Genomic DNA, 18,650 nt, shown 5'->3' with positions numbered 1-18,650 from the left:
TCACTGCCACGCGCGGTGGTAGGCGCCGAGTGTCGTTTGTGAGCCCTCGGACAGGCCGTCAAGCACGTCGCGCCACGCCGGTTGCACGGCATACCGCTGGGGTGCCTGCAGATACGAATCCAGCGCCGCGCGCCAGACCCGGGTGACCTGCTCGACATAAGCCGGGCTGCGTTGGCGACCTTCAATCTTCATCGCGGTGACGCCAATGCTGGCCAATTCCGGAATCAGATCCAGGGTATTGAGGCTGGTGGGCTCTTCCAGTGCATGAAAGCGCTGGCCATTGACCATAAAGCGCCCCTTGCACAGGGTTGGGTAACCGGCGGACTCGCCTTCGGCATAGCGGTCGATGAGCACGTTATTCAACCGCGAGGTAAGGCCTTCCGGCTCTTCGCTCCAGCGCACCGCCTTGGCGGGAGAGCACACGCCACAAAGATTCGGCGACTCACCGGTGAGGTAGGAAGACAGGTGGCAGCGGCCCTCGGCCATGATGCACAGGCTGCCGAAGGCGAAGACTTCGATGGGGACGGGACTGCCTGCCGCGACCTGTTTGACTTGTTTGAGCGAGAGCACACGCGGCAGCACGGCACGCTTGATGTTGTAGCGCTGCTGGTAGAAGGCAAGCGCGGCGGCATTGGTCGCCGATCCTTGCACGGACAAATGGAGATTGAGCTGGGGATGGCGCTCGGCGGCATAGCTCAGCACGCCGGGGTCTGCGGCGATCAACGCGTCAACGCCCATGTCGGCTGCCTGATCCACGGCGCGTTGCCAGCGCGCCCAGCCTTGCGGCTGGGCATAGGTATTCACGGCGATGTACAACTGGCGGCGTTTTTCGCGAATCAGCTGCAGCCCCTTGTCGAGCTGCTTCGCATCCATGTTGAGGCCGGCGAAATGACGTGCGTTGGTGTCGTCTCGAAAACCGACATAGACCGCGTCGGCGCCCTGTTGGACGGCGGCCTTAAGCGCGGGCAGGCTACCTGCCGGACATACCAAGTGCATGGCGACTCCTAGACATGCGGACTCATGCGCACCTTGTAGCAACAAGGGCGCCCGTCCGGGCCGGACGGAAAGCCGGCAGTCTAGGTAGGCCTCCGGCAGGAGGCATTGATAACGGTCAAGGGGAAAACCGCAGGCGGGGGCCGACACCTGACAAAACAGAACACTGATCGTTGAGCGCGCGCAGGCGGCCATCCCTGCCCCGCGCATCGGGGCACCCTCGTTCGCGAGCAAACCCGCTGCATCGTCGATGCGGCCGTTCCTTATCGGCGGACGAGGTGGTGAACCCCGACCCGTGTGAGCGTTTTAACCCCTGCCAACTAGACCACGCCGGTGCACGTCACGCGTCGGCCAGCTAATCCGCGAGGACAGCTGTGCCTGAGCGGCGTCCGCGTCCGCGAGTCGTAGGAGCCATTTGCTCACGGTACGAGCAAGCGGATGTCCCCTTAACGCTCTTCAGACACCCTCGTTGCCCTCGAACTCCTCCGTCGCACGGGCGACCGCCTGTCGCCAGTCACCGGACTCTTCGGCCAGCATACGCATGGCCTTAAGGCTGGCCTCGAATGCCTGCTGATAGTGTTGGGGGTTATTCTCGCTGGCGGCCCGGTCTGCATGGGCCTGAGCTTCGGTCAGCAGTGTCTGAAACTGGTCACGATCCAACGCCATGGGACTCTCCTCGCTCGTAATGGTTAGCACTTAGACCACCGCGCACTTGGGAAGACTCGCACCGGCCGGCGGACTGCTCGGCTGTTGCTGTAACGGCGGGCTCATTTTAGTTTCAGCCGCCTGGCCAGCTTATGCAGGTTGCTGGAGTCGACATCCAGCAATCGCGCCGCCTGTGCCCAGTTTTCGCCGCTGGCCTCTAACGCGCGAACGATCGCATGGCGTTGTGCGTCGTCGACCGCTTGGCGCAGCGAGATGATCTCCGCTTCCGTCGGCACCGGCTGAACCTCTGCAACCGGTGCGAGCGAGGCGGACTGTGTACTGTCCAGATCGAGCAGATCGGGCTCCAGGGTGAGAATCTCGCTGCGCGAGGCTCCCCGGCTGAGCAATCGCAGCGCCGCCCGGCTGATCACGTGCTCCAGCTCGCGGACATTGCCCGGCCATGCATAGCCGAGCAATGCGCGCTCAGCGGCCGGTGAAAGCCGCATGCTGCGCAACCCGAGACGCGCGCGGTTCAGCTCAAGAAAGTAGCCGGCCAGAATCAGCACATCGTTGCCGCGCTCACGCAGCGGCGGGATCGGCGCCGGATAGACGGACAGTCGGTGGTAGAGATCGGCACGGAAATGGCCGTCGCGCACGCTTTCGCGAAGGTTGCGATTGGTGGCCGCGATGATGCGCACGTCCACCTGCCGCGGCTTGTCGGCACCGAGGCGCTGAATCTCGCCGTTCTGCAAGGTACGCAACAACTTGGCCTGGACCACCAGCGGCAACTCACCCACCTCGTCCAGCAGCAGCGTGCCGCCGTTGGCCGCATCAAAACGGCCAGGCCGGTCGGTGGTCGCACCGGAAAACGCACCTTTGACATGACCGAACAGCTCGCTTTCCGCGAGCGACTCCGGCAACGCGGCGCAATTAACCAGCACCAGCGGCTTGTTGCGGCGACGCGAGTGTCGGTGCAGCCAGCGCGCGAACAGCTCCTTGCCGACGCCGGTTTCGCCGAGCAGCAGCACAGGCAGCTCGGAGTCGGCAACCACCTCAAGCTCGCGCAACAGCTCTCGGATCACCTGGCTCTGACCGAGAATCTCGCCATCACCTGTCACCGGCGTGGTCTCCAGCACATCGCTGCGGGCCAGGCGCAGGCCACGATTTTCGTGCTCAAGCCGAGTGATCCGGATCGCCGCTTCGATGACGAGCGTGTAGCGCTGCAGATCGCGCCGAGCCTCGTCATCAAAGGTGCCGGCATGCAGCGCATCGAGGGTCAGCGCGCCCCACAATTTGCCCTCCACGAACAGGCTGATGCCCATACAATCGTGCACTGGCAAGGGCTCGCCGACATGTGCATCAAGCAACCCATCATAGGGATCCGGCAAACGGCTGTCGGGCTCGAACCAGGTGGGCTCGCGTTGCGACAGGATGGCCGCAAGCCGCGGGTGCTGAGCGACGAGAAAGCGCCGACCCAGCGCCTCCTGCACCAATCCCACCGCCGCAAGCGGGCGCAGCGTGTCGTCATCGAGACGCAGCAACACCACCGCGCCGCAACGAAAACGCTGGTGCAGCGTATGCACCAGTCGTTGCAGGCGAACCGCATTCGGGAGTTCGGTGACCAGATCCGCCAGCAGTGCTTCTTCCATCATGGTGGTAGTTACCCTAAAGGTTTTTTTAACCCTAACCCGCTCAGGTAATTTTCACCAGCTCGATAAATATTCCTCAGTTTTTCAATGGTTTACTGATGGCACAGCGCTTGCGTAAGTCGGTGCAACTCAACCCTACGGAAAACGCCCCATGTCGACCGCGCTTACCGAGCAAACCCTGGGCAGCCTGGCCTGCCGCATCCCTGGCGCCACCCGCGTATTTCGCCAACACAAGCTGGATTTCTGCTGTGGCGGCAACACGCCGCTGCGCGAAGCGGCCCTGCAGCGCAACCTTGACGCCCAGGCCATTGCGGACGAGCTGGCCGCAATGGGTAGCGGCACCTCCACCGAGCCCGACTGGCGCACCGCGCCGGCCGCTTCCCTGATCGACTACCTGCTCGAGCGCTTCCATGAACGTCACCGTGAGCAGTTCCCCGAGCTGATCCGCTTGGCCAACCGTGTCGAGCAGGTACATGGCAACAAGGCGGATTGCCCGGTCGGGCTCGCCGAGCATCTGTGGTGCATGCAGCAGGAGTTGGAGAGCCACATGCTGAAGGAGGAGCAGATCCTCTTCCCGATGCTGCGTCGCGACATGCAGTTGCCCCAGACCCAGGGACCTATCGCCGTCATGCGCTACGAGCATGACCAACACGGCAACGCCCTGGAGCGCCTGGCCGAACTGACCAACGACATCACACCGCCGGAAAACGCCTGCAACACCTGGCGCGCGCTGTACCGCGGCCTGGAGGAGCTACGAGGCGACCTGATGCAGCACATCCACCTTGAGAACAACATCCTGTTCGCTAACGCCTCGGCGCACTGAAGCGACCACGACCCCACGCGGGCCGTAAGGCCCGCACCCTGTAGTAGCGGAGGCGAATATGAAAGCAGTCATTCAACCTTTGGCCTGGGGCATAGCCATGGCGTCGATGCTGGCACTGGCCAGCGGCGTCGCACTCGATTTGGTCGTCGGCACCACGCAGGCGGCTGTCATCCAACATGAACATCACGGGCATGCCACATCGGCACCTGTTGTCGAGGGTCAGCAGTGGGCAACCGACGCTGCATTGCGCGACGGCATGACGCGTCTACGCGACGCGGCCGCATCGGCGCTGCCAAGCGACCCCGCGCAACCGATCAGCGAACGTCAGGCAATGCAGCTACAGGCAGCGGTCGAAGCGCATGTTTCATTCCTGATCGCCAACTGCGACTTGCCGGAGCAAGCCGATGCGGCCTTGCACGGGCTGCTCGCCGAGCTACTGAACGGGGCCAAGGCGTTAGCCGAACCCGCCGAGCGACAACAAGGTGCGCGGCACATTCTTGCGGCGCTGCAGCGTTATCCTGAGATATTCGCCGCACCCCTGTGGAACGATGCGGCGAGCGACCATCATTAAACCCCGGTGATGGCGGCGCCTGGCCGTTGCGTCACAGCAATGGCCTGCGTCAATACTCGCGCCATACAGGTGGGCTAGTCTCAACACTGCCTTTATGCTGTGCTCTGGCTGCCTCGTCAGGTACGGCAGCCAGTCCGCGCGCGACGTTCTTTCCGCTCCGCTGATTCCGTTGTGGACGGCCAATTATTAGAAACAGGATGCCTTGCATGGTGCTTCATCGCGTACACAACCAGATCCTTCGTAGCCACCACTTGTTCGAACCGCTAAACGATGAACAGATGGACGAGCTGATGAGCGCCAGTCAGCTGCTCAATCTGGACAAGGGCGACAACCTCTTTCATCAGGGCGAACCGGCTCACGCGTTCTACTTTGTGATTTCTGGCGCTATCAAGATTTACCGGCTCACGCCGGACGGGCAGGAAAAAGTCTTCGAAGTGATCGGCAATCGGCAGACCTTTGCTGAAGCCATGATGCTCATGGACACGCCCAACTATGTCGCCTCGGCCCAGTCGGTCTGTCCGTCGCAGGTCTACCGGTTTTCCAACACAGCCTACATGCGCCTGCTGGAGGCGAATCAGAAACTGTCGTTCGCCCTGCTCGGCAAGCTGAGCGTACGCCTACACCAGCGAATCAACGAGATCGAAACGCTCTCACTGAAGAACGCCACCCACCGTGTGGTTCGCTACCTGATGACGCAGCTCGCCCGCCTGAAAGACGAGGGCAACAGCTTCGAATTGCCGATGGCCAAGCAGCTTATCGCTGGGCACCTGTCGATTCAGCCGGAAACCTTTTCCAGGATCATGCGCCGTTTGATCGATGAAGAAATCATCACCCAGGATGGCCGGCAGATCACCATTCTCGATCGCCAGCGTCTGGAACAGTTCGAGTAACGGCGGCACGTGCGGGCGGTTTTCGAGCCGCCAGATCGGCGCGCTATGTGACTCGGGCGGCTTTTTCCCGCTGTTGATTGCGGTCAACTTCAATCAACAGCCGGGCATGGCAATCTGCAACTGACGTAGAGAGGACGCCGCCATGCCCCAGTGCTTGTACTGCCAACAACCCAACCCTCCGCAAGAAGCCGAATGCACCAACTGCGGCATGCCGCTCCCCGCCCACGCCGACACCGCCGGCGAACGTCGCCAGCGCCGCTTTATGTGGTTCTGTATCGGCCTGACCATCTTCTGCGCCGCGATGATCGTCTGGCTCCCACGCCATCTTTTCTAGCTGAAGGCATCGAAGCGAACCTTGGGGTGGGCTTCAGATTGTAGGGTGGGCTTCAGCCCACCAAAGGGAATGCAATCCGTAGGGTGGATCACGCTTCACCGATCCACCGGGTGGCGATTCACCGAGCGAAATCAAAAACGCCGCATCTACGCCATCGAGCTGACAGGGCTGGGCGCCATCATGGATAGCGTTTGCCCAGAGGTGACACGGAATCGCCAGAACACGGTGGGCTAAAGCCCACCCTACGGGTGAAGCTCCCGCGAGCTGGGTTTTGTAGGGTGGGCTTCAGCCCACCAAAGGGAATGCAGTCCGTAAGGTGAATCACGCTTCACCGATCCACGGGGTGGCCATCCACCGGGTGGCGATCCACCGAACCTGATAACGGTGGATGTAAAAAGCGACATCCACCCTACGGCAGCGGGTGAAGCGGCGGCGACCTGGGTTCTTAGGGTGGGCTTCAGCCCACCATGGGATGCCGTCCGTAGGGTGGATCGCGCTTCACCGATCCACGGGGTGGCCATCCACCGGGTAGCGATCCACCGAAACGGGTAACGGTGGATGTAAAAAGCGACATCCACCCTACGGCTGGGTCAGTTGCTTGTACAACTGCGGCAGGCGGAAGGGCAGTTGCTGCGGCTCCTTGATCAGCGTGTAGCCATTCGCGCCGAACATGTAGGGCAGGTAGTCGCCGGCCTCTTGGTCGATGGTGATGCAGAACGGTAACAACCCCTGACGCCGCGCTTCCATCACCGCCTGGCGGGTATCCTCGACGCCGTAACGGCCCTCATACAGATCCAGATCATTGGGCTTGCCATCGGTTACCAGCAACAGCAATTTGCGCCGCTGCTTGCAGTTGCCCAGCAGTTCGGTGGCTTGGCGAATCGCCGCGCCCATGCGGGTGTAGTAACCCGGCTTCAATGCCTGGATCCGACCACGGGTGTCGTCGCCGTAGCGCTGCTTGAAGCTTTTGAGCTCCTGCATCCGCACCTGCTGCCGACGCAGCGAGGAGAAACCGTACAGTGCGAAGTCATCGCCGACCGCCGACAGTGCCTCGCCAAAAAGCAGCAGGCTGTCAGTGATCACGTCGATCACCTTGTGCTCATCGTCCAGGTGCGCGTCGGTGGACATCGACAGGTCGGCCAGCAGCAGGCACGCCAGGTCGCGGCGATTCTGCCGCTGCTCCATGAACAGCCCGCGCTCGGCGCACTGGCCCTGCTGGCGCTCGACATGAAAGTCCAGCCAAGCCTGCATGTCCAGCTCGGAACCCTGCGGTTGCCCGCGCAGCCATTGTCTGTCGTTGCGCAGGTGCTCAAATTGCCGGCGCAGCTTGCGCGCCAACGGGCTCAACCGCAGCGGCAGCCCCATGGGTTCGGAGCCGCGCGGCAACATCATTTGCAGGCTGACGAAATCGGCCTGCATGCGCTGCTTGCGGTAATCCCATTCCGGCAATTTGATGCCTTCGCCCAGGGGAATGTCATCCACGTCGGTGGGCGGCAGGTCGAGGTGAAGCTTGAGGCCGCCCCCCTTACGCATCCGCTGACGCGACATGGCGATTTCGTCGAGGTCTTCAGCCACGCGCGAGGCGTCCTCGTTTTCGCTGTCGTCGCCCTGGCGATCCAACTCGACGTGCTCGGACCAGCTGAACAAATTCTCCAGGCGGAACAACATCAGGCCGCCTTTGCTGGTGCTGTCCTCGACGCGCTTGGCGCGCTTGCGCATGCCCTTCTGCTCAGTCGGCGGAGCCTGCAGGTTGTTGTCTTCATCTTCTTCGGCGAGTTCGGTGGCCTGTGGCACGCCGAGATTTTCCGCGGGGTACAGCCACATAGGCAGCGGCCAGGGGGCCACCTCGCTACGGGGAAACTGCGCCACGCTGCCCGGTTCACGCAGGGCCTGGCAAATGGCACGCTCGAGCGCACCCTCAGCTCGGGGCAGCGTCTCCGGGTCCGGCCGTAGTTGCAGATGCGCTTCGACCAACCGCTCGTAGCGCGGCCGCATGGCCGGGAACCGCTCGAGAATGAGTTGTGTCCAGCGTTGGTTATCACGCGCCCAATGGCGCATCTCGCCCGCTTGCGCCGCGAGCAGCGCCAGCCAGCGATAGAGATCCTGGTTGAGGGAAACTTCAGGGTAGACCGCAAGGCTCTGCGGCAGGCGCAGGTTGCTTGCATCGCACCAGGCGACCGGCAGTTGCTTGCAGGTGCCGGCGACTTGTTGCAACAGGTTGCGGCGCAGCATCAGATCGCGTGCGTTGGCTGCCTCGACGCCTATTCCACTGGCGCCGCCCATGGCGCGGAACAGGACCGACAGCGGTCGGTGCATGCTTTCCAGCGCAACGCTGGCTTCCGGGAAGTCCGGGCTGGCGCGACGGGTGATGAAACGGTGCCAGACGCTGCCGACCCACTCTTCGACTTCGATGGTAAAGGCCATTGCAATCACTCCATAGGGTCTGTTGATGTTTCGTCACTAGCCGCGTTGCTGCGCACCCTTCGGGCCGGGCCTGTTTTGTGCGCGATGCGGCGTTTCTCGTCGCTCATTTGGAACAACCAAACTTCACTCCTCGTGCCTTGCCTCGCGCAAAAACAGACTCCGGCGCGGCCGCGAGAGAAATCAACAGTCCCTAGCGCGGTTTGAAAACAGCAACGGCCCGCTCTAGTCAGCCGGGCCGTTGCTCCTGTTGCGATAAGACTCAGGCTGCTGCGACGGCTACAGGCGCGTCAGCGGTTACCCGGCCACGCTGTCTGAAGCTGTAGAGGTAGAAGACCAGGCCGATGAGGAAGAACACCCCAGCGATCAGTCGCAACCAGAAGAACACAGCCAGTTGATCAGTGGTGTTCATGAAGGACATCGCTGCCCCATCAGCCGGAATCCGCTGCAACCAGACCTGCACTACGCCAGCCGCGGTGAGGAACAGGGTGATTGCGACCATCGACAGGGTCATCAGCCAGAAGCCCCAGATCTCGATGCGCTGAGCCCGTGCATCCGGTGCTTCACCCAGGCCACGCAGACGCGGCATGGCGTAGCTGATCATGGTCATCACGATCATGGCGTAGGCACCGTAGAAGGCCAGGTGGCCGTGCGCGGCAGTCAGCTGCGAACCGTGGGTGTAGTAGTTCACCGGAGCCAGGGTATGGAGGAAGCCCCATACGCCGGCGCCGAGGAAGGCTGTCACGGTAGTGCCGATGGCCCAGAGCGACGCGGCCTTGTTCGGATGCTGGCGACGACGACGGTTCACCATGTTCAGCGAGAACAGCACCATGGCGAAGAACGGCAGCGGTTCCAGCGCAGAGAAGATCGAGCCGAGCCACAACCAGACCTCAGGTGCACCAATCCAGAAGAAGTGGTGACCGGTACCGATGATGCCGGTGATCAGCGCCATGGCAATGATCACGTACAGCCACTTCTCGATGACTTCACGGTCGACGCCGGTGATCTTGATCAGGACGAAGGCCAGCATCGAACCCATGATCAGTTCCCACACGCCTTCCACCCACAGGTGCACCACAAACCACCAGTAGTACTTGTCGCGCGCCAGGTTTTCCGGGTTGTAGAAGGAGAACAGGAAGAACACGGCGAGCCCGATAAGGCCGGTCATCATGACCATGCTGATGGCGGTCTTGCGGCCCTTGAGCAGGGTCATGCCGACGTTATAAAGGAAGCCCAGTGCGACCAGAACGATGCCGATCTTGGTAATCGTTGGCTGTTCCAGGAACTCCCGCCCCATGGTTGGCAGCAGATGGTTACCTGTCATTTCCGCCAGGCCCGCATAGGGCACGAACAGATAGCCAAGAATGGTCAGCACGCCCGCGGCAGCGAACACCCAGAACAGGATGATGGCCAGTTTCGGGCTGTGCAGTTCACGGTCTGCTTCCTCGGGTATGAGGTAGTAGGCCGCGCCCATGAAGCCGAACAGCAGCCAGACGATCAGCAGGTTGGTGTGAACCATCCGGGCTACGTTGAATGGCAGTAGCGGGAACAGGAAGTCACCGACTACATACTGCAAACCCATGATCAGACCGAACAGGATCTGGCCGACAAACAGCATCAGCGCAAACACGAAGTAGGGTTTGGCGACGGCCTGCGATTGGAATTTGAGATGCGGATTCATAATGCTCATCTCTCAGCCCTCCTTGTTTGGCGGCCAGTTATTGGTATCAATCTTCGAGGTCCACTTGAGGAACTCGGCCATATCGTCGACTTCCTGCTCGGTCAGATTGAACTGCGGCATCGCTCTGCGACCTGGCACACCCAGGGGCTGGGCCTTCATCCACGCCTGCAGGAAGGGCTTGAAGGCCGCATCCTCACCGCGACGAACGAAAACGTTCCCCAGCTCCGGCGCAAAGTAAGCGCCTTCACCAAGCAGACTGTGGCAGCCGATGCAGTTGTTGTTTTCCCAAACCTCTTTGCCTCGCACCACCGCTTCGGTCAGTTCCGATTCATTGGTTCGTTCTGGAAAGGTCTGCTCTGTGTGATAGGTCAGGCCCAGAAACACCAGGAAGAAGAAAACGCTTCCCCCGAAGTAGATATTTCTGGCCATTCCCTTGGTAAAGGTCTCGGACATGGTCGCCTCCTCATGGCGTTGGCGGGGCCAGTTTAAGAAGGGAGCTATCGAAACCTGCTTGATGCCAATCAAGAAAAACCTGAACGCTGCGCTTGGTCTTTTGCGAGCCACGGTCGTCGGCATTGGAGAGGGGCGTGCTCGCCGGGCGGTCTATCGCGGGCCTCGCCGATATTCGGGCGAAACGGCGGGCCGTGGTTGGCAGCGCCTGGTCGAAGGGCGGAGTGCGGGTCGCCGCCGCGGCGGTGGGCTGAAGCCCACCCAACGGGGCTTTAGCCATTGGATACCGCATTACGGACGGCCAGGCGGGCCCTTGTCGACAGCGAGGCAAAGCGGCTGGTGAGTGTGGAGCTAGAGCCAGATAGAAGCGTGGCGGGAGCGGCGATTGCCGTTGCCTTTTGTGGTGGGTCAAAGCCCACCCTACTGCAGGGTCTCGGGCAGCGGCGCGGGATCACGCGTTGGTAGACATGGGAGGCAGGACTCCAGCGTTGTAGGGTGGGCTTCAGCCCACCACGCCGAGCCGGCGCACACCAGCCGCATCACCCGTTAATAGCGTTTCACCGCGCCTGTAACCGCTCGCCTACGCACCCTTACAGGCTCATCGCCAGCAGAATGCCGCCGGCCATCGCGAGCGGCCAGCCGAGCAGCAGCAGACGCCACAGGGGCGGCGCGTGGCGCAATTCCATGAACCCATCGGAGATCATCCAGGCCTTGACCAGCGCCACGGCCAGCACCCCGGCAGCCAGCAGCAGGGTCGAGCCGGCGCTACCCAGCACCACGGTGAGGGTGGTCAGCGCGGCCAAACCGAGCCAGCAAAGAATCAGCACGTTCGAAGCAGACATCTGCACCTCGTCAGTTGATGACGTAAACCAGCGGGAACAGCAGCACCCAAACCATATCCACCATGTGCCAATACAGCACGCCGGATTCCAGCCCGGCGCAGTCCCCCGCCGTATAGGCGCGGCGACGACAACGCTCGGCCATCCAACCAAGAATGACCATGCCCAGCAGAACATGGAGAAAATGGAAGCCCGTGAGGATCCAGTAGAGGGTGAAGAAGGTGTTGTGCTCGAGCCCCAGACCCAACCCGGACAGATGACTGTACTCGTTGAGTTTGAGCACCACGTAAACGCATGAGGTCACCAGCGCCGCCAACAGTAACGCGGCGCCGCGCTGCGGCCTGGCCAAGCGCACCTGCTCCACCGCCAGCGCGGCAAACAGGCCGGATGTGAGCAGGCTCAACGTGAGCGCCAGGCCGATGGAGCTGTCGAGCGCCGCGCGGCTTTCCCGAAACAGTTCGGGGTTCAGCACCTGCGTCACGGCGAACGCCAGGATCAGGATGGCGAAGACCGTCAGCTCGGCGAGGATGAAAAACCACATCGCCAGATCGCCGGGCAGCCGACGGCTCGTCATGGCAACAGAGTCAGGCGAAGTGGACATCGACTACATCCATCAAGGCGGCAACAGTTTGTGGATCGTCTGACAGCGGCTCGGCGAGACAAGCCATGCAGGCTTCACGCGGGCTCATGCCAGAACGGATCATCCGCGCGGTGAAGATCAGCAGGCGGGTCGAGGCCACTTCTTCCAGATCATGCTGCTCGAGGCGGCGCAGGGCCTGTCCGAGCTTGACCACCTGAGCGGCGAGTGCGGCATCGACCTGCGCCTCATTGGCCACAATGCGTTGCTCCTCGGCGGCTGGCGGATAGTCGAAACGCATCGCGACAAAGCGTTGACGGGTGCTGGGCTTCATGCCCTTCAAGAGGTTCTGATAGCCCGGGTTGTAGCTGACCACCAGCATGAAGCCAGGCGGCGCCTTCAGGGCTTCGCCAGTGCGCTCGATGAACAGCTCGCGGCGATCATCCGCCAGCGGGTGCAACACCACAGCGGTGTCCTGCCGCGCCTCCACTACCTCGTCCAGGTAACAGATGCCGCCTTCACGCACGGCACGGGTCAGCGGGCCGTCCTGCCACCAGGTGCCTTGGGCGCCAATCAGGTGGCGGCCGACAAGGTCGGCGGCACTCAGGTCGTCGTGGCAGGCCACGGTGTAAAGCGGCAGGCTCAACCGGTGCGCCATGTGCTGCACGAAACGGGTCTTGCCACAGCCGGTCGGGCCTTTGATCAACACCGGCATGCCGTGCTTCCAGGCCTGCTCGAAAAGCACCTCTTCATTGCCCAGCGACTGATAGAACGGAACACCGCTCATGCCGGCAAGGTTCTCGGGCGCGTTCATTGGCAATACCTCACTGCAGCAGTTGGATAATTTCATCTGCCGCCAAACTAACTGCCGCCCCCCTCCTCCTCAAGCCATCTGCTGGCGAAGCTTGATTACGGTCAAGCTCAGGTGCAAATGGCCGCAGGCCGATCCAGCTGAACCGCTCTAAACCGGGCGTTTCACCAGGCCCTTCCGCATACGCCTCCCTGCCCCGCGACAAGGCGTCACGCCCCGGGCATCACGGAGGGACTCTTGATTGCCATCAAGCGCTTTCATGCACGCCCTCTCTAGGATGCAAACCGCACACAGCAAGACCCGGGAACTGCCACATCGCCGTTATTAGCAGGAACCGCACAACGCGGTCAGAGGAGACACATATGAGCAAACCATTACTGGCGGGAATCATCGCCGGCTTTTCACTGCTAGGTCTGGCAGTCGCCCAGGCTGCAGTAAATCCGGAAAGCGCGGACGCCGCCTACAAGGGCCGCGCCTCTGCAGTCGATCCAAGCAGCGCGCAGGTGGTGCATTCACCCGGCGCTCCTGACCTGTCTGCAGCTGAATTCGAGCACGCCAAGGAAATCTACTTCCAGCGCTGCGCAGGTTGCCACGGTGTGCTGCGCAAAGGCGCCACCGGTAAACCCCTGACCCCTGACGTCACCCAGGCGCGCGGCCAGCAGTTCCTCGAAGCATTGATCACTTACGGTTCGCCTGCCGGCATGCCGAACTGGGGCACCTCCGGTGGCCTGACCGCTGACGAAATCACGCTGATGGCGAAGTACATCCAGCACACCCCGCCGACCCCGCCCGAGTGGGGCATGGCCGAGATGAAGGACTCCTGGAAAGTCCTGGTCAAGCCGGAAGACCGGCCGAAGAAGCAGATGAACAAGCTGGACTTGCCCAACCTGTTCTCCGTCACGCTGCGTGACGACGGCAAGATCGCCCTGATCGATGGCAAGACCAAAGAAATCATCAAGACCATCGACACGGGCTACGCCGTGCACATCTCGCGCATGTCAGCTTCCGGCCGTTACCTGCTGGTGATCGGTCGTGACGCCAAGATCGACATGATCGACTTGTGGGCCAAAGAGCCACTCAAGGTCGCTGAAATCAAGGTCGGTATCGAAGCTCGCTCGGTGGAAACGTCCAAGTTCAAGGGCTACGAAGACAAGTACGTCATCGCCGGCGACTACTGGCCGCCACAGTTCACCATCATGGATGGCGAAACCCTGGAACCGCTGCAGATCGTGTCCACCCGTGGCATGACGGTCGGCACCCAGGAATATCACCCGGAACCACGCGTAGCGGCGATCATCGCCTCCCACGAGCACCCCGAGTTCATCGTCAACGTCAAGGAAACCGGCAAGGTCTTGCTGGTCAACTACGAGGACATCGATAACCTCACCACCACCATGATCGGTACCGCGCCGTTCCTGCATGACGGCGGTTGGGACGTCAGCCATCGTTATTTCATGACGGCGGCGAACAACTCGAACAAAGTTGCGGTGATCGACTCGAAAGAGCGCAAGATGGCTGCGCTGGTCGATGTCGGCAAGATTCCGCACCCGGGCCGTGGCGCCAACTTCGTGCATCCCAAGCTTGGTCCGGTCTGGGCGACCAGCCACCTGGGCGACGAGACCATTTCGCTGATTGGCACCGATCCGGAGAAGCATCCTGATCAGGCCTGGAAAGTGGTCGAGACACTCAAGGGCCAGGGCGGTGGTTCGCTGTTCATCAAGACGCACCCGAAATCCAACCACATCTACCTGGACACCACCTTCAACCCGGACGCCAAGATCAGCCAGTCAGCTGCAGTCTTCAAGATTGATGATCTCGGCGCAGGCTTCACTGTGTTGCCAATCGCCGAATGGGCCGGTGTGACCGACGGCGCCAAGCGCGTGGTTCAGCCGGAGTACAACGAGGCGGGCGACGAAGTCTGGTTCTCCGTGTGGAGCGGCCAGGAGGAGCAATCCGCCATCGTTGTGGTCGATGACAAGACGCTAAAGCTGAAAAAGGTGATCAAGGACAAAAGGTTGATTACCCCAACCGGTAAATTTAACGTACATAACACTCAGCACGATGTGTACTGAGTAAAAACCGGGGGGGCGCTAGATCCCCCCATTTAGCCTTGAGGAAGTAACTCATGAAGAAAATTCTAATCCCACTGCTGGCGCTAGGCGGCGCGATGGTTCTGCAGCCTGCCGTGGCTCAGGACGGCGAGGCGCTGTTCAAGAGCAAGCCTTGCGCGGCCTGTCATAGCGTCGACGCCAAGATGGTTGGCCCGGCTCTGAAAGAAGTTGCTGCCAAGTACGCCGGCCAGGAAGGCGCAGCTGACAAGCTCGCTGCAAGCATCAAGAACGGCGCACAGGGCAACTGGGGTCCGATCCCGATGCCGCCAAACCCTGTCACTGAAGAAGAAGCCAAGACCCTCGCCGAGTGGGTTCTTAGCCTCAAGTAACACCCTGGAGGACACCATGATCCGGTCCCGACACGCAGTTTTCAGCTTGGGGCTCACCCTGGTGTCCCTCCTCCCTCTTTCCGCTGCCCTGGCCGAGTCCCCTACGGCTGAACGCCAGGCCCAGCTCGAACACCTCCTGGTTCAGGATTGCGGCTCCTGCCACGGTCTGCGCATGACCGGCGGCCTCGGTCCAGCGCTGACGCTGGACGCCATTGCCGGCAAACCCCGTGAAAGCCTGATCGCCACCGTGACCCACGGGCGGCCCGGTACCGCCATGCCCGGCTGGAATGCCCTGCTCAACGAACAGGACATCGCCTGGCTGGTTGATCTACTCCTCGAAGGATACCCAAAGCCATGATTCGTCCCGTATTGCTGCTGGCTGCGGCCAGTCTGCTGGTTGGCTGCGCACAACAACCCTTGCGAGGTACCGGTGATCTTGGAGTCGTGGTGGAGCGCGCGACAGGCAGCGTGCAGATCGTCGAGACCAGCGGCCAGTCCCGGCTGGCGAGAGTCGAAGGCCTGGGCGACCTGTCGCACGCGTCCGTGGTGTTTTCCCGTGATCAGCGTTACGCCTACGTCTTCGGCCGCGATGGCGGCCTGACCAAGGTCGACCTGCTGGAACAGCGCATCGACCGCCGGGTGATTCAGGGCGGCAACAGTATCGGTGGCGCCATCAGCCAGGACGGCACCTTGATTGCCGTCGGTAACTACGAGCCCGGTGGCGTCAAGGTATTCGACGCCCAGACGCTGGAGCTGGTGGCCGATATTCCCGCCACGCCGTTAGCCGATGGCAGCCGCAACTCCCGCGTGGTTGGCGTTCTCGATGCGCCGGGTCGGCGCTTCATCTACAGCCTGTTCGATACCAACGAGACCTGGCTGCTGGATTTCAGCCAGGGCAACACGCCCACGATCACCCGCTTCGAAAACATCGGCAAGCAACCCTACGACGCCCTGCTGACCCCTGATGGCCGGTACTACGTGGCCGGTCTGTTCGGCGAAGACGGCATGGCCAAGATTGACCTCTGGCATACCCGCCGCGGTGTGGAGCGCATTCTCGACGACTACGGACGCGGCGAGCAGAAGCTGCCGGTGTACAAGATGCCGCATCTGGAAGGCTGGACGGTGGCGGGTGATCAGACCTTCGTTCCGGCCGTGGGCCAGCACCGCGTGTTGGTAATGGACTCGCAGAGCTGGAAGCAGACGGCGGCCATCGACGTGGCCGGCCAGCCGATCTTCGTCATGGCGCGGCCGGATGCTCGTCAGATCTGGGTCAACTTCGCCCACCCCGACAACCATCAGGTGCAGGTGATCGACAGCGAGACCCACGAAATCATCGCCACCCTCGAACCCGGCCCGGCGGTGCTGCATATGGAATTCACCGCGCGCGGCGACCAGCTGTGGCTTTCGGTGCGAGACGGCAATGAAATTCAGGTCTGGGATCCGTACCAGCTGAAGCTGCTCAAGCGCCTGCCGGCGGACAGTCCAAGCGGGATTTTCTTCAGCAGCCGCGCCCACGAGACGGGGTTGTGACATGCAAATCGACATCCTCAGCCGTCGCCTGATCGACCGTTACCAGCATGGCATGCCGCTCTGCGCCGAACCCTACCGCGAAATGGCCGACGCCCTTGAGTGCAGCGAAGGTGAGATCCTCGATTGCCTCGAGCGCCTGGAGCAGAGCGGCGGCTTGTCGCGCATCGGTCCGGTATTCGAGCACAGCCGCGCCGGCGCCAGCACCCTGGTTGCCCTCGCCGTGCCCGACGCGCGACTGGAGCAGGTCGCCGAACAGATCAACAGCCTCCCCGAGGTCAATCACAACTACCTGCGCGAGCATCACTACAACCTGTGGTTCGTGCTCACCGGGCCAAACCGTGCGCGCATCAATGCCGTCCTGGCGCAGATCGAAGCCGATACCGGGCTGACTCCGCTTGATCTGCCAATGCAGGCGGCCTACCGCATCGATCTCGGCTTTCCCATCGGAGACGCCCCATGACCACCCTCAACGACTTGCAGGCCATGCAGTTACGGCGCCTGCTCGAAGCCGGTCTGCCTCTCGCCGCGCGCCCTTATCGAGTGTTGGCAGAACGGATAGGCGCAAGTGAGGACGCGGTGCTGGAGCAGGTTCGCCACTGGAGCGAAGACGGCTTGTTTCGCCGGGTGGGGCTGGTGCTCAAGCATCGAGCGTTGGGCTTTCGGGCCAACGCCATGTTGGTGATGGACATTCCTGACGACCGGGTCGACGAGGTCGGCCGAGCGCTTGGCCAGGCCGTCGGCGTAAACCTGTGCTATCAGCGCCCGCGCCGGCTGCCGGATTGGCCCTATAACCTGTTCTGCATGGTCCACGGGCGTGAACGGCAGCAGGTTTGCGAGCTGATCGAGGCGTTGCTGGCCGAGCACGGGCTGAGCGATATACCGCATCAGTTGCTGTTCAGCACGCGTGCCTTCAAACAGTGCGGCGGGCGTTTTGCTCCGCCCGCCGCGCCGGAGCGCGCTCATGGATGAGTTGGATCGCCGCCTGATCAACCGGCTGCAACACGGCCTGCCGCTGGTCCGTCACCCCTGGCAGGCACTGGCCGAGGAGCTAGTCACCGAACCAGACGAGCTGCGCACCCGCGTTCAGGCGCTGCTCGACGACGGCACCCTCACCCGTTTCGGCCCCATGTTCGACATCGAACGCCTTGGCGGCGCGTTCACGCTTGCCGCCCTGTCCGTCCCGGAAGAGCGTTTCGACGCGGTCGCCGCACAGCTGGAGGTGATGCCCGAAGTCGCGCATAACTACCGCCGCGAGCACGCCTGGAATATGTGGTTCGTGCTCGGCTGCGCAACGCCGCAAGGCATCGCCGATACCATCGCCCAAATCGAGGCACAAACCGGCTTGCCGGTCCTCAACCTGCCCAAGGAGGAGACCTACCATGTCGGCCTACACTTCTCCGTCTGACGCGGCGGTCCCGCCTCAGCACGCCCGCGCATCGTCGACCGATGAACAGGCGAAACGTCTCGTCGAGCTTACCGAGGCCGGCCTGCCTCTGGTAGACGATCCATGGGCGTGGTTGGCCGAGCGCCTGGATATAAGCGTCGATGCCACGCTCGGATTGCTGCAGTGCATGCAGGCCGATGGCGCAATTCGACGTATCGCCGCGGTACCGAATCATTACCGCCTGGGCTACCGCCACAACGGCATGACTGTCTGGGATGTGGATGACGCCGAACTCGCTCGCCTGGGCCCGCTAATCGGCTCGCAAGCGTTCGTCAGCCACTGCTACCGCCGGCCACGTCAGCCAGGCTGGGACTACAACCTGTTTGCCATGGTCCACGGCCGCAGCGCGGAAGAAATCGACGCCTACCGCGCTGACATCCGGCGCCTGCTCGGCAGTGCCTGTCGCAGCGACGACATGCTGGTCAGCAGCCGCATTCTGAAAAAGACGGGGTTGCGAGTGGGGCGACGCTAGCCTCAGGCGTCACCGTCCAGGGAGGACCCGCGGCGCTCCGTTGCATCCCATCAGGACACTGCACCGTCACGTGGGCCGAA

At 62.2% G+C, this 18,650-nt stretch carries 21 protein-coding genes; 12 read left to right on the top strand and 9 right to left on the bottom strand.

Translation table 11 applies throughout. The features are described 5' to 3' along the window. The 3 genes from K4O48_RS04200 to norR all read right to left on the bottom strand — a co-directional run bounded on the left by K4O48_RS04200 (nt 1) and on the right by norR (nt 3,290). On the bottom strand, nt 1-996 hold the full coding sequence (locus tag K4O48_RS04200; RefSeq protein WP_222910830.1) for a peptidase U32 family protein: 996 nt from the start codon (nt 994-996) through the stop codon (nt 1-3). A gap of 453 nt (nt 997-1,449) precedes the next feature. Continuing rightward, the gene (locus K4O48_RS04195; protein WP_222910829.1) at nt 1,450-1,659 is read right to left on the bottom strand and encodes a hypothetical protein; all 210 of its coding nucleotides are present in this window, start codon (nt 1,657-1,659) and stop codon (nt 1,450-1,452) included. Nucleotides 1,660-1,760: 101 nt separating this feature from the next. Next, nucleotides 1,761-3,290, bottom strand: coding sequence for a nitric oxide reductase transcriptional regulator NorR (gene norR, locus K4O48_RS04190; RefSeq protein ID WP_222910828.1), 1,530 nt, complete (start codon nt 3,288-3,290; stop codon nt 1,761-1,763). 148 nt (nt 3,291-3,438) lie between these two features. Between norR and ytfE the strand changes: the two genes are divergently transcribed. The 4 genes from ytfE (at nt 3,439) to K4O48_RS04170 (ending at nt 5,905) form a co-directional block, all read left to right on the top strand. Then, a complete protein-coding gene (ytfE, locus tag K4O48_RS04185; RefSeq protein ID WP_222910827.1) occupies nt 3,439-4,110 on the top strand; it encodes an iron-sulfur cluster repair protein YtfE in 672 nt (223 codons plus the stop codon). Between the two features lie 58 nt (nt 4,111-4,168). Then, a complete protein-coding gene (locus K4O48_RS04180; protein WP_222910826.1) occupies nt 4,169-4,681 on the top strand; it encodes a DnrO protein in 513 nt (170 codons plus the stop codon). A 206-nt stretch (nt 4,682-4,887) separates the two neighbouring features. After that, the gene (locus K4O48_RS04175) at nt 4,888-5,571 is read left to right on the top strand and encodes a Crp/Fnr family transcriptional regulator (RefSeq protein ID WP_222910825.1); all 684 of its coding nucleotides are present in this window, start codon (nt 4,888-4,890) and stop codon (nt 5,569-5,571) included. 142 nt (nt 5,572-5,713) lie between these two features. Further along, nucleotides 5,714-5,905: a DnrP protein gene (locus K4O48_RS04170; RefSeq protein WP_222910824.1), complete on the top strand. Its 192-nt coding sequence runs from the start codon at nt 5,714-5,716 to the stop codon at nt 5,903-5,905. Nucleotides 5,906-6,484: 579 nt separating this feature from the next. Here the strand turns inward: K4O48_RS04170 and K4O48_RS04165 are convergent. The 6 genes from K4O48_RS04165 to K4O48_RS04140 all read right to left on the bottom strand — a co-directional run bounded on the left by K4O48_RS04165 (nt 6,485) and on the right by K4O48_RS04140 (nt 12,660). Next, nucleotides 6,485-8,329 carry a nitric oxide reductase activation protein NorD gene (locus K4O48_RS04165; protein WP_222910823.1) on the bottom strand — a complete coding sequence of 615 codons (1,845 nt, stop codon included), beginning with the start codon at nt 8,327-8,329 and terminating at the stop codon, nt 6,485-6,487. Nucleotides 8,330-8,588: 259 nt separating this feature from the next. Beyond that, entirely contained in the window at nt 8,589-10,016 is a 1,428-nt protein-coding gene (locus K4O48_RS04160) for a cbb3-type cytochrome c oxidase subunit I (protein WP_222910822.1), read from the bottom strand. A 3-nt stretch (nt 10,017-10,019) separates the two neighbouring features. After that, complete coding sequence (locus K4O48_RS04155; RefSeq protein WP_222910821.1) at nt 10,020-10,460, bottom strand: c-type cytochrome; 441 nt, start codon at nt 10,458-10,460, stop codon at nt 10,020-10,022. Nucleotides 10,461-11,047: 587 nt separating this feature from the next. Then, nucleotides 11,048-11,299 carry a cytochrome C oxidase subunit IV family protein gene (locus K4O48_RS04150; RefSeq protein ID WP_222910820.1) on the bottom strand — a complete coding sequence of 84 codons (252 nt, stop codon included), beginning with the start codon at nt 11,297-11,299 and terminating at the stop codon, nt 11,048-11,050. Between the two features lie 10 nt (nt 11,300-11,309). After that, nucleotides 11,310-11,897, bottom strand: a complete 588-nt coding sequence (locus K4O48_RS04145; protein ID WP_222910819.1) for a cytochrome c oxidase subunit 3 family protein — start codon at nt 11,895-11,897, stop codon at nt 11,310-11,312. Then, complete coding sequence (locus K4O48_RS04140; RefSeq protein ID WP_222911987.1) at nt 11,881-12,660, bottom strand: CbbQ/NirQ/NorQ/GpvN family protein; 780 nt, start codon at nt 12,658-12,660, stop codon at nt 11,881-11,883. The genes K4O48_RS04145 and K4O48_RS04140 overlap by 17 nt, the downstream gene beginning before the upstream one ends. Before the next feature lie 386 nt (nt 12,661-13,046). On the opposite strand from K4O48_RS04140, the gene K4O48_RS04135 reads away from it, so the two are divergent. The 8 genes from K4O48_RS04135 to K4O48_RS04100 are packed head-to-tail and all read left to right on the top strand — an operon-like array spanning nt 13,047 to nt 18,570. Further along, nucleotides 13,047-14,756: a nitrite reductase gene (locus K4O48_RS04135; RefSeq protein WP_222910818.1), complete on the top strand. Its 1,710-nt coding sequence runs from the start codon at nt 13,047-13,049 to the stop codon at nt 14,754-14,756. A gap of 53 nt (nt 14,757-14,809) precedes the next feature. Continuing rightward, complete coding sequence (locus tag K4O48_RS04130) at nt 14,810-15,124, top strand: c-type cytochrome (protein WP_222910817.1); 315 nt, start codon at nt 14,810-14,812, stop codon at nt 15,122-15,124. A 16-nt stretch (nt 15,125-15,140) separates the two neighbouring features. Next, nucleotides 15,141-15,482 (top strand): c-type cytochrome, encoded by a 342-nt coding sequence (locus tag K4O48_RS04125; protein WP_222910816.1) that lies wholly within the window; start codon nt 15,141-15,143, stop codon nt 15,480-15,482. Further along, nucleotides 15,479-16,654, top strand: a complete 1,176-nt coding sequence (locus K4O48_RS04120; RefSeq protein ID WP_222910815.1) for a cytochrome D1 domain-containing protein — start codon at nt 15,479-15,481, stop codon at nt 16,652-16,654. Before K4O48_RS04125 ends, K4O48_RS04120 begins: the two co-directional genes overlap by 4 nt. A gap of 1 nt (nt 16,655) precedes the next feature. Then, on the top strand, nt 16,656-17,114 hold the full coding sequence (locus K4O48_RS04115) for an Lrp/AsnC family transcriptional regulator (RefSeq protein WP_222910814.1): 459 nt from the start codon (nt 16,656-16,658) through the stop codon (nt 17,112-17,114). Continuing rightward, entirely contained in the window at nt 17,111-17,623 is a 513-nt protein-coding gene (locus K4O48_RS04110) for an Lrp/AsnC family transcriptional regulator (RefSeq protein WP_222910813.1), read from the top strand. Before K4O48_RS04115 ends, K4O48_RS04110 begins: the two co-directional genes overlap by 4 nt. Next, nucleotides 17,616-18,059, top strand: a complete 444-nt coding sequence (locus K4O48_RS04105; RefSeq protein ID WP_222910812.1) for an Lrp/AsnC family transcriptional regulator — start codon at nt 17,616-17,618, stop codon at nt 18,057-18,059. Before K4O48_RS04110 ends, K4O48_RS04105 begins: the two co-directional genes overlap by 8 nt. Continuing rightward, a complete protein-coding gene (locus K4O48_RS04100) occupies nt 18,034-18,570 on the top strand; it encodes an Lrp/AsnC family transcriptional regulator (RefSeq protein ID WP_222910811.1) in 537 nt (178 codons plus the stop codon). The genes K4O48_RS04105 and K4O48_RS04100 overlap by 26 nt, the downstream gene beginning before the upstream one ends. Nucleotides 18,571-18,650 lie beyond the last annotated feature (80 nt).

This window comes from Pseudomonas sp. DNDY-54 (genome assembly GCF_019880365.1).
GTDB classification, from domain to species: Bacteria; Pseudomonadota; Gammaproteobacteria; order Pseudomonadales; family Pseudomonadaceae; genus Stutzerimonas; species Stutzerimonas stutzeri_P.
This window is presented reverse-complemented; position numbering and strand designations above follow the sequence as displayed.

Bases quoted from the DNA above. Each gene is read 5' to 3' on its own strand.
- K4O48_RS04130 (WP_222910817.1), top strand. From the start codon at position 14,810: ATGAAGAAAATTCTAATCCCACTGCTGGCGCTAGGCGGCGCGATGGTT.
- K4O48_RS04115 (WP_222910814.1), top strand. From the start codon at position 16,656: ATGCAAATCGACATCCTCAGCCGTCGCCTGATCGACCGTTACCAGCAT.
- K4O48_RS04195 (WP_222910829.1), bottom strand. From the start codon at position 1,659: ATGGCGTTGGATCGTGACCAGTTTCAGACACTGCTGACCGAAGCTCAG.
- K4O48_RS04175 (WP_222910825.1), top strand. From the start codon at position 4,888: ATGGTGCTTCATCGCGTACACAACCAGATCCTTCGTAGCCACCACTTG.
- K4O48_RS04105 (WP_222910812.1), top strand. From the start codon at position 17,616: ATGGATGAGTTGGATCGCCGCCTGATCAACCGGCTGCAACACGGCCTG.
- K4O48_RS04165 (WP_222910823.1), bottom strand. From the start codon at position 8,329: ATGGCCTTTACCATCGAAGTCGAAGAGTGGGTCGGCAGCGTCTGGCAC.
- K4O48_RS04170 (WP_222910824.1), top strand. From the start codon at position 5,714: ATGCCCCAGTGCTTGTACTGCCAACAACCCAACCCTCCGCAAGAAGCC.
- K4O48_RS04125 (WP_222910816.1), top strand. From the start codon at position 15,141: ATGATCCGGTCCCGACACGCAGTTTTCAGCTTGGGGCTCACCCTGGTG.
- K4O48_RS04145 (WP_222910819.1), bottom strand. From the start codon at position 11,897: ATGTCCACTTCGCCTGACTCTGTTGCCATGACGAGCCGTCGGCTGCCC.
- K4O48_RS04120 (WP_222910815.1), top strand. From the start codon at position 15,479: ATGATTCGTCCCGTATTGCTGCTGGCTGCGGCCAGTCTGCTGGTTGGC.
- K4O48_RS04180 (WP_222910826.1), top strand. From the start codon at position 4,169: ATGAAAGCAGTCATTCAACCTTTGGCCTGGGGCATAGCCATGGCGTCG.
- K4O48_RS04150 (WP_222910820.1), bottom strand. From the start codon at position 11,299: ATGTCTGCTTCGAACGTGCTGATTCTTTGCTGGCTCGGTTTGGCCGCG.
- ytfE (WP_222910827.1), top strand. From the start codon at position 3,439: ATGTCGACCGCGCTTACCGAGCAAACCCTGGGCAGCCTGGCCTGCCGC.
- K4O48_RS04155 (WP_222910821.1), bottom strand. From the start codon at position 10,460: ATGTCCGAGACCTTTACCAAGGGAATGGCCAGAAATATCTACTTCGGG.
- K4O48_RS04160 (WP_222910822.1), bottom strand. From the start codon at position 10,016: ATGAGCATTATGAATCCGCATCTCAAATTCCAATCGCAGGCCGTCGCC.
- K4O48_RS04135 (WP_222910818.1), top strand. From the start codon at position 13,047: ATGAGCAAACCATTACTGGCGGGAATCATCGCCGGCTTTTCACTGCTA.
- K4O48_RS04110 (WP_222910813.1), top strand. From the start codon at position 17,111: ATGACCACCCTCAACGACTTGCAGGCCATGCAGTTACGGCGCCTGCTC.
- K4O48_RS04140 (WP_222911987.1), bottom strand. From the start codon at position 12,660: ATGAGCGGTGTTCCGTTCTATCAGTCGCTGGGCAATGAAGAGGTGCTT.
- norR (WP_222910828.1), bottom strand. From the start codon at position 3,290: ATGATGGAAGAAGCACTGCTGGCGGATCTGGTCACCGAACTCCCGAAT.
- K4O48_RS04200 (WP_222910830.1), bottom strand. From the start codon at position 996: ATGCACTTGGTATGTCCGGCAGGTAGCCTGCCCGCGCTTAAGGCCGCC.
- K4O48_RS04100 (WP_222910811.1), top strand. From the start codon at position 18,034: ATGTCGGCCTACACTTCTCCGTCTGACGCGGCGGTCCCGCCTCAGCAC.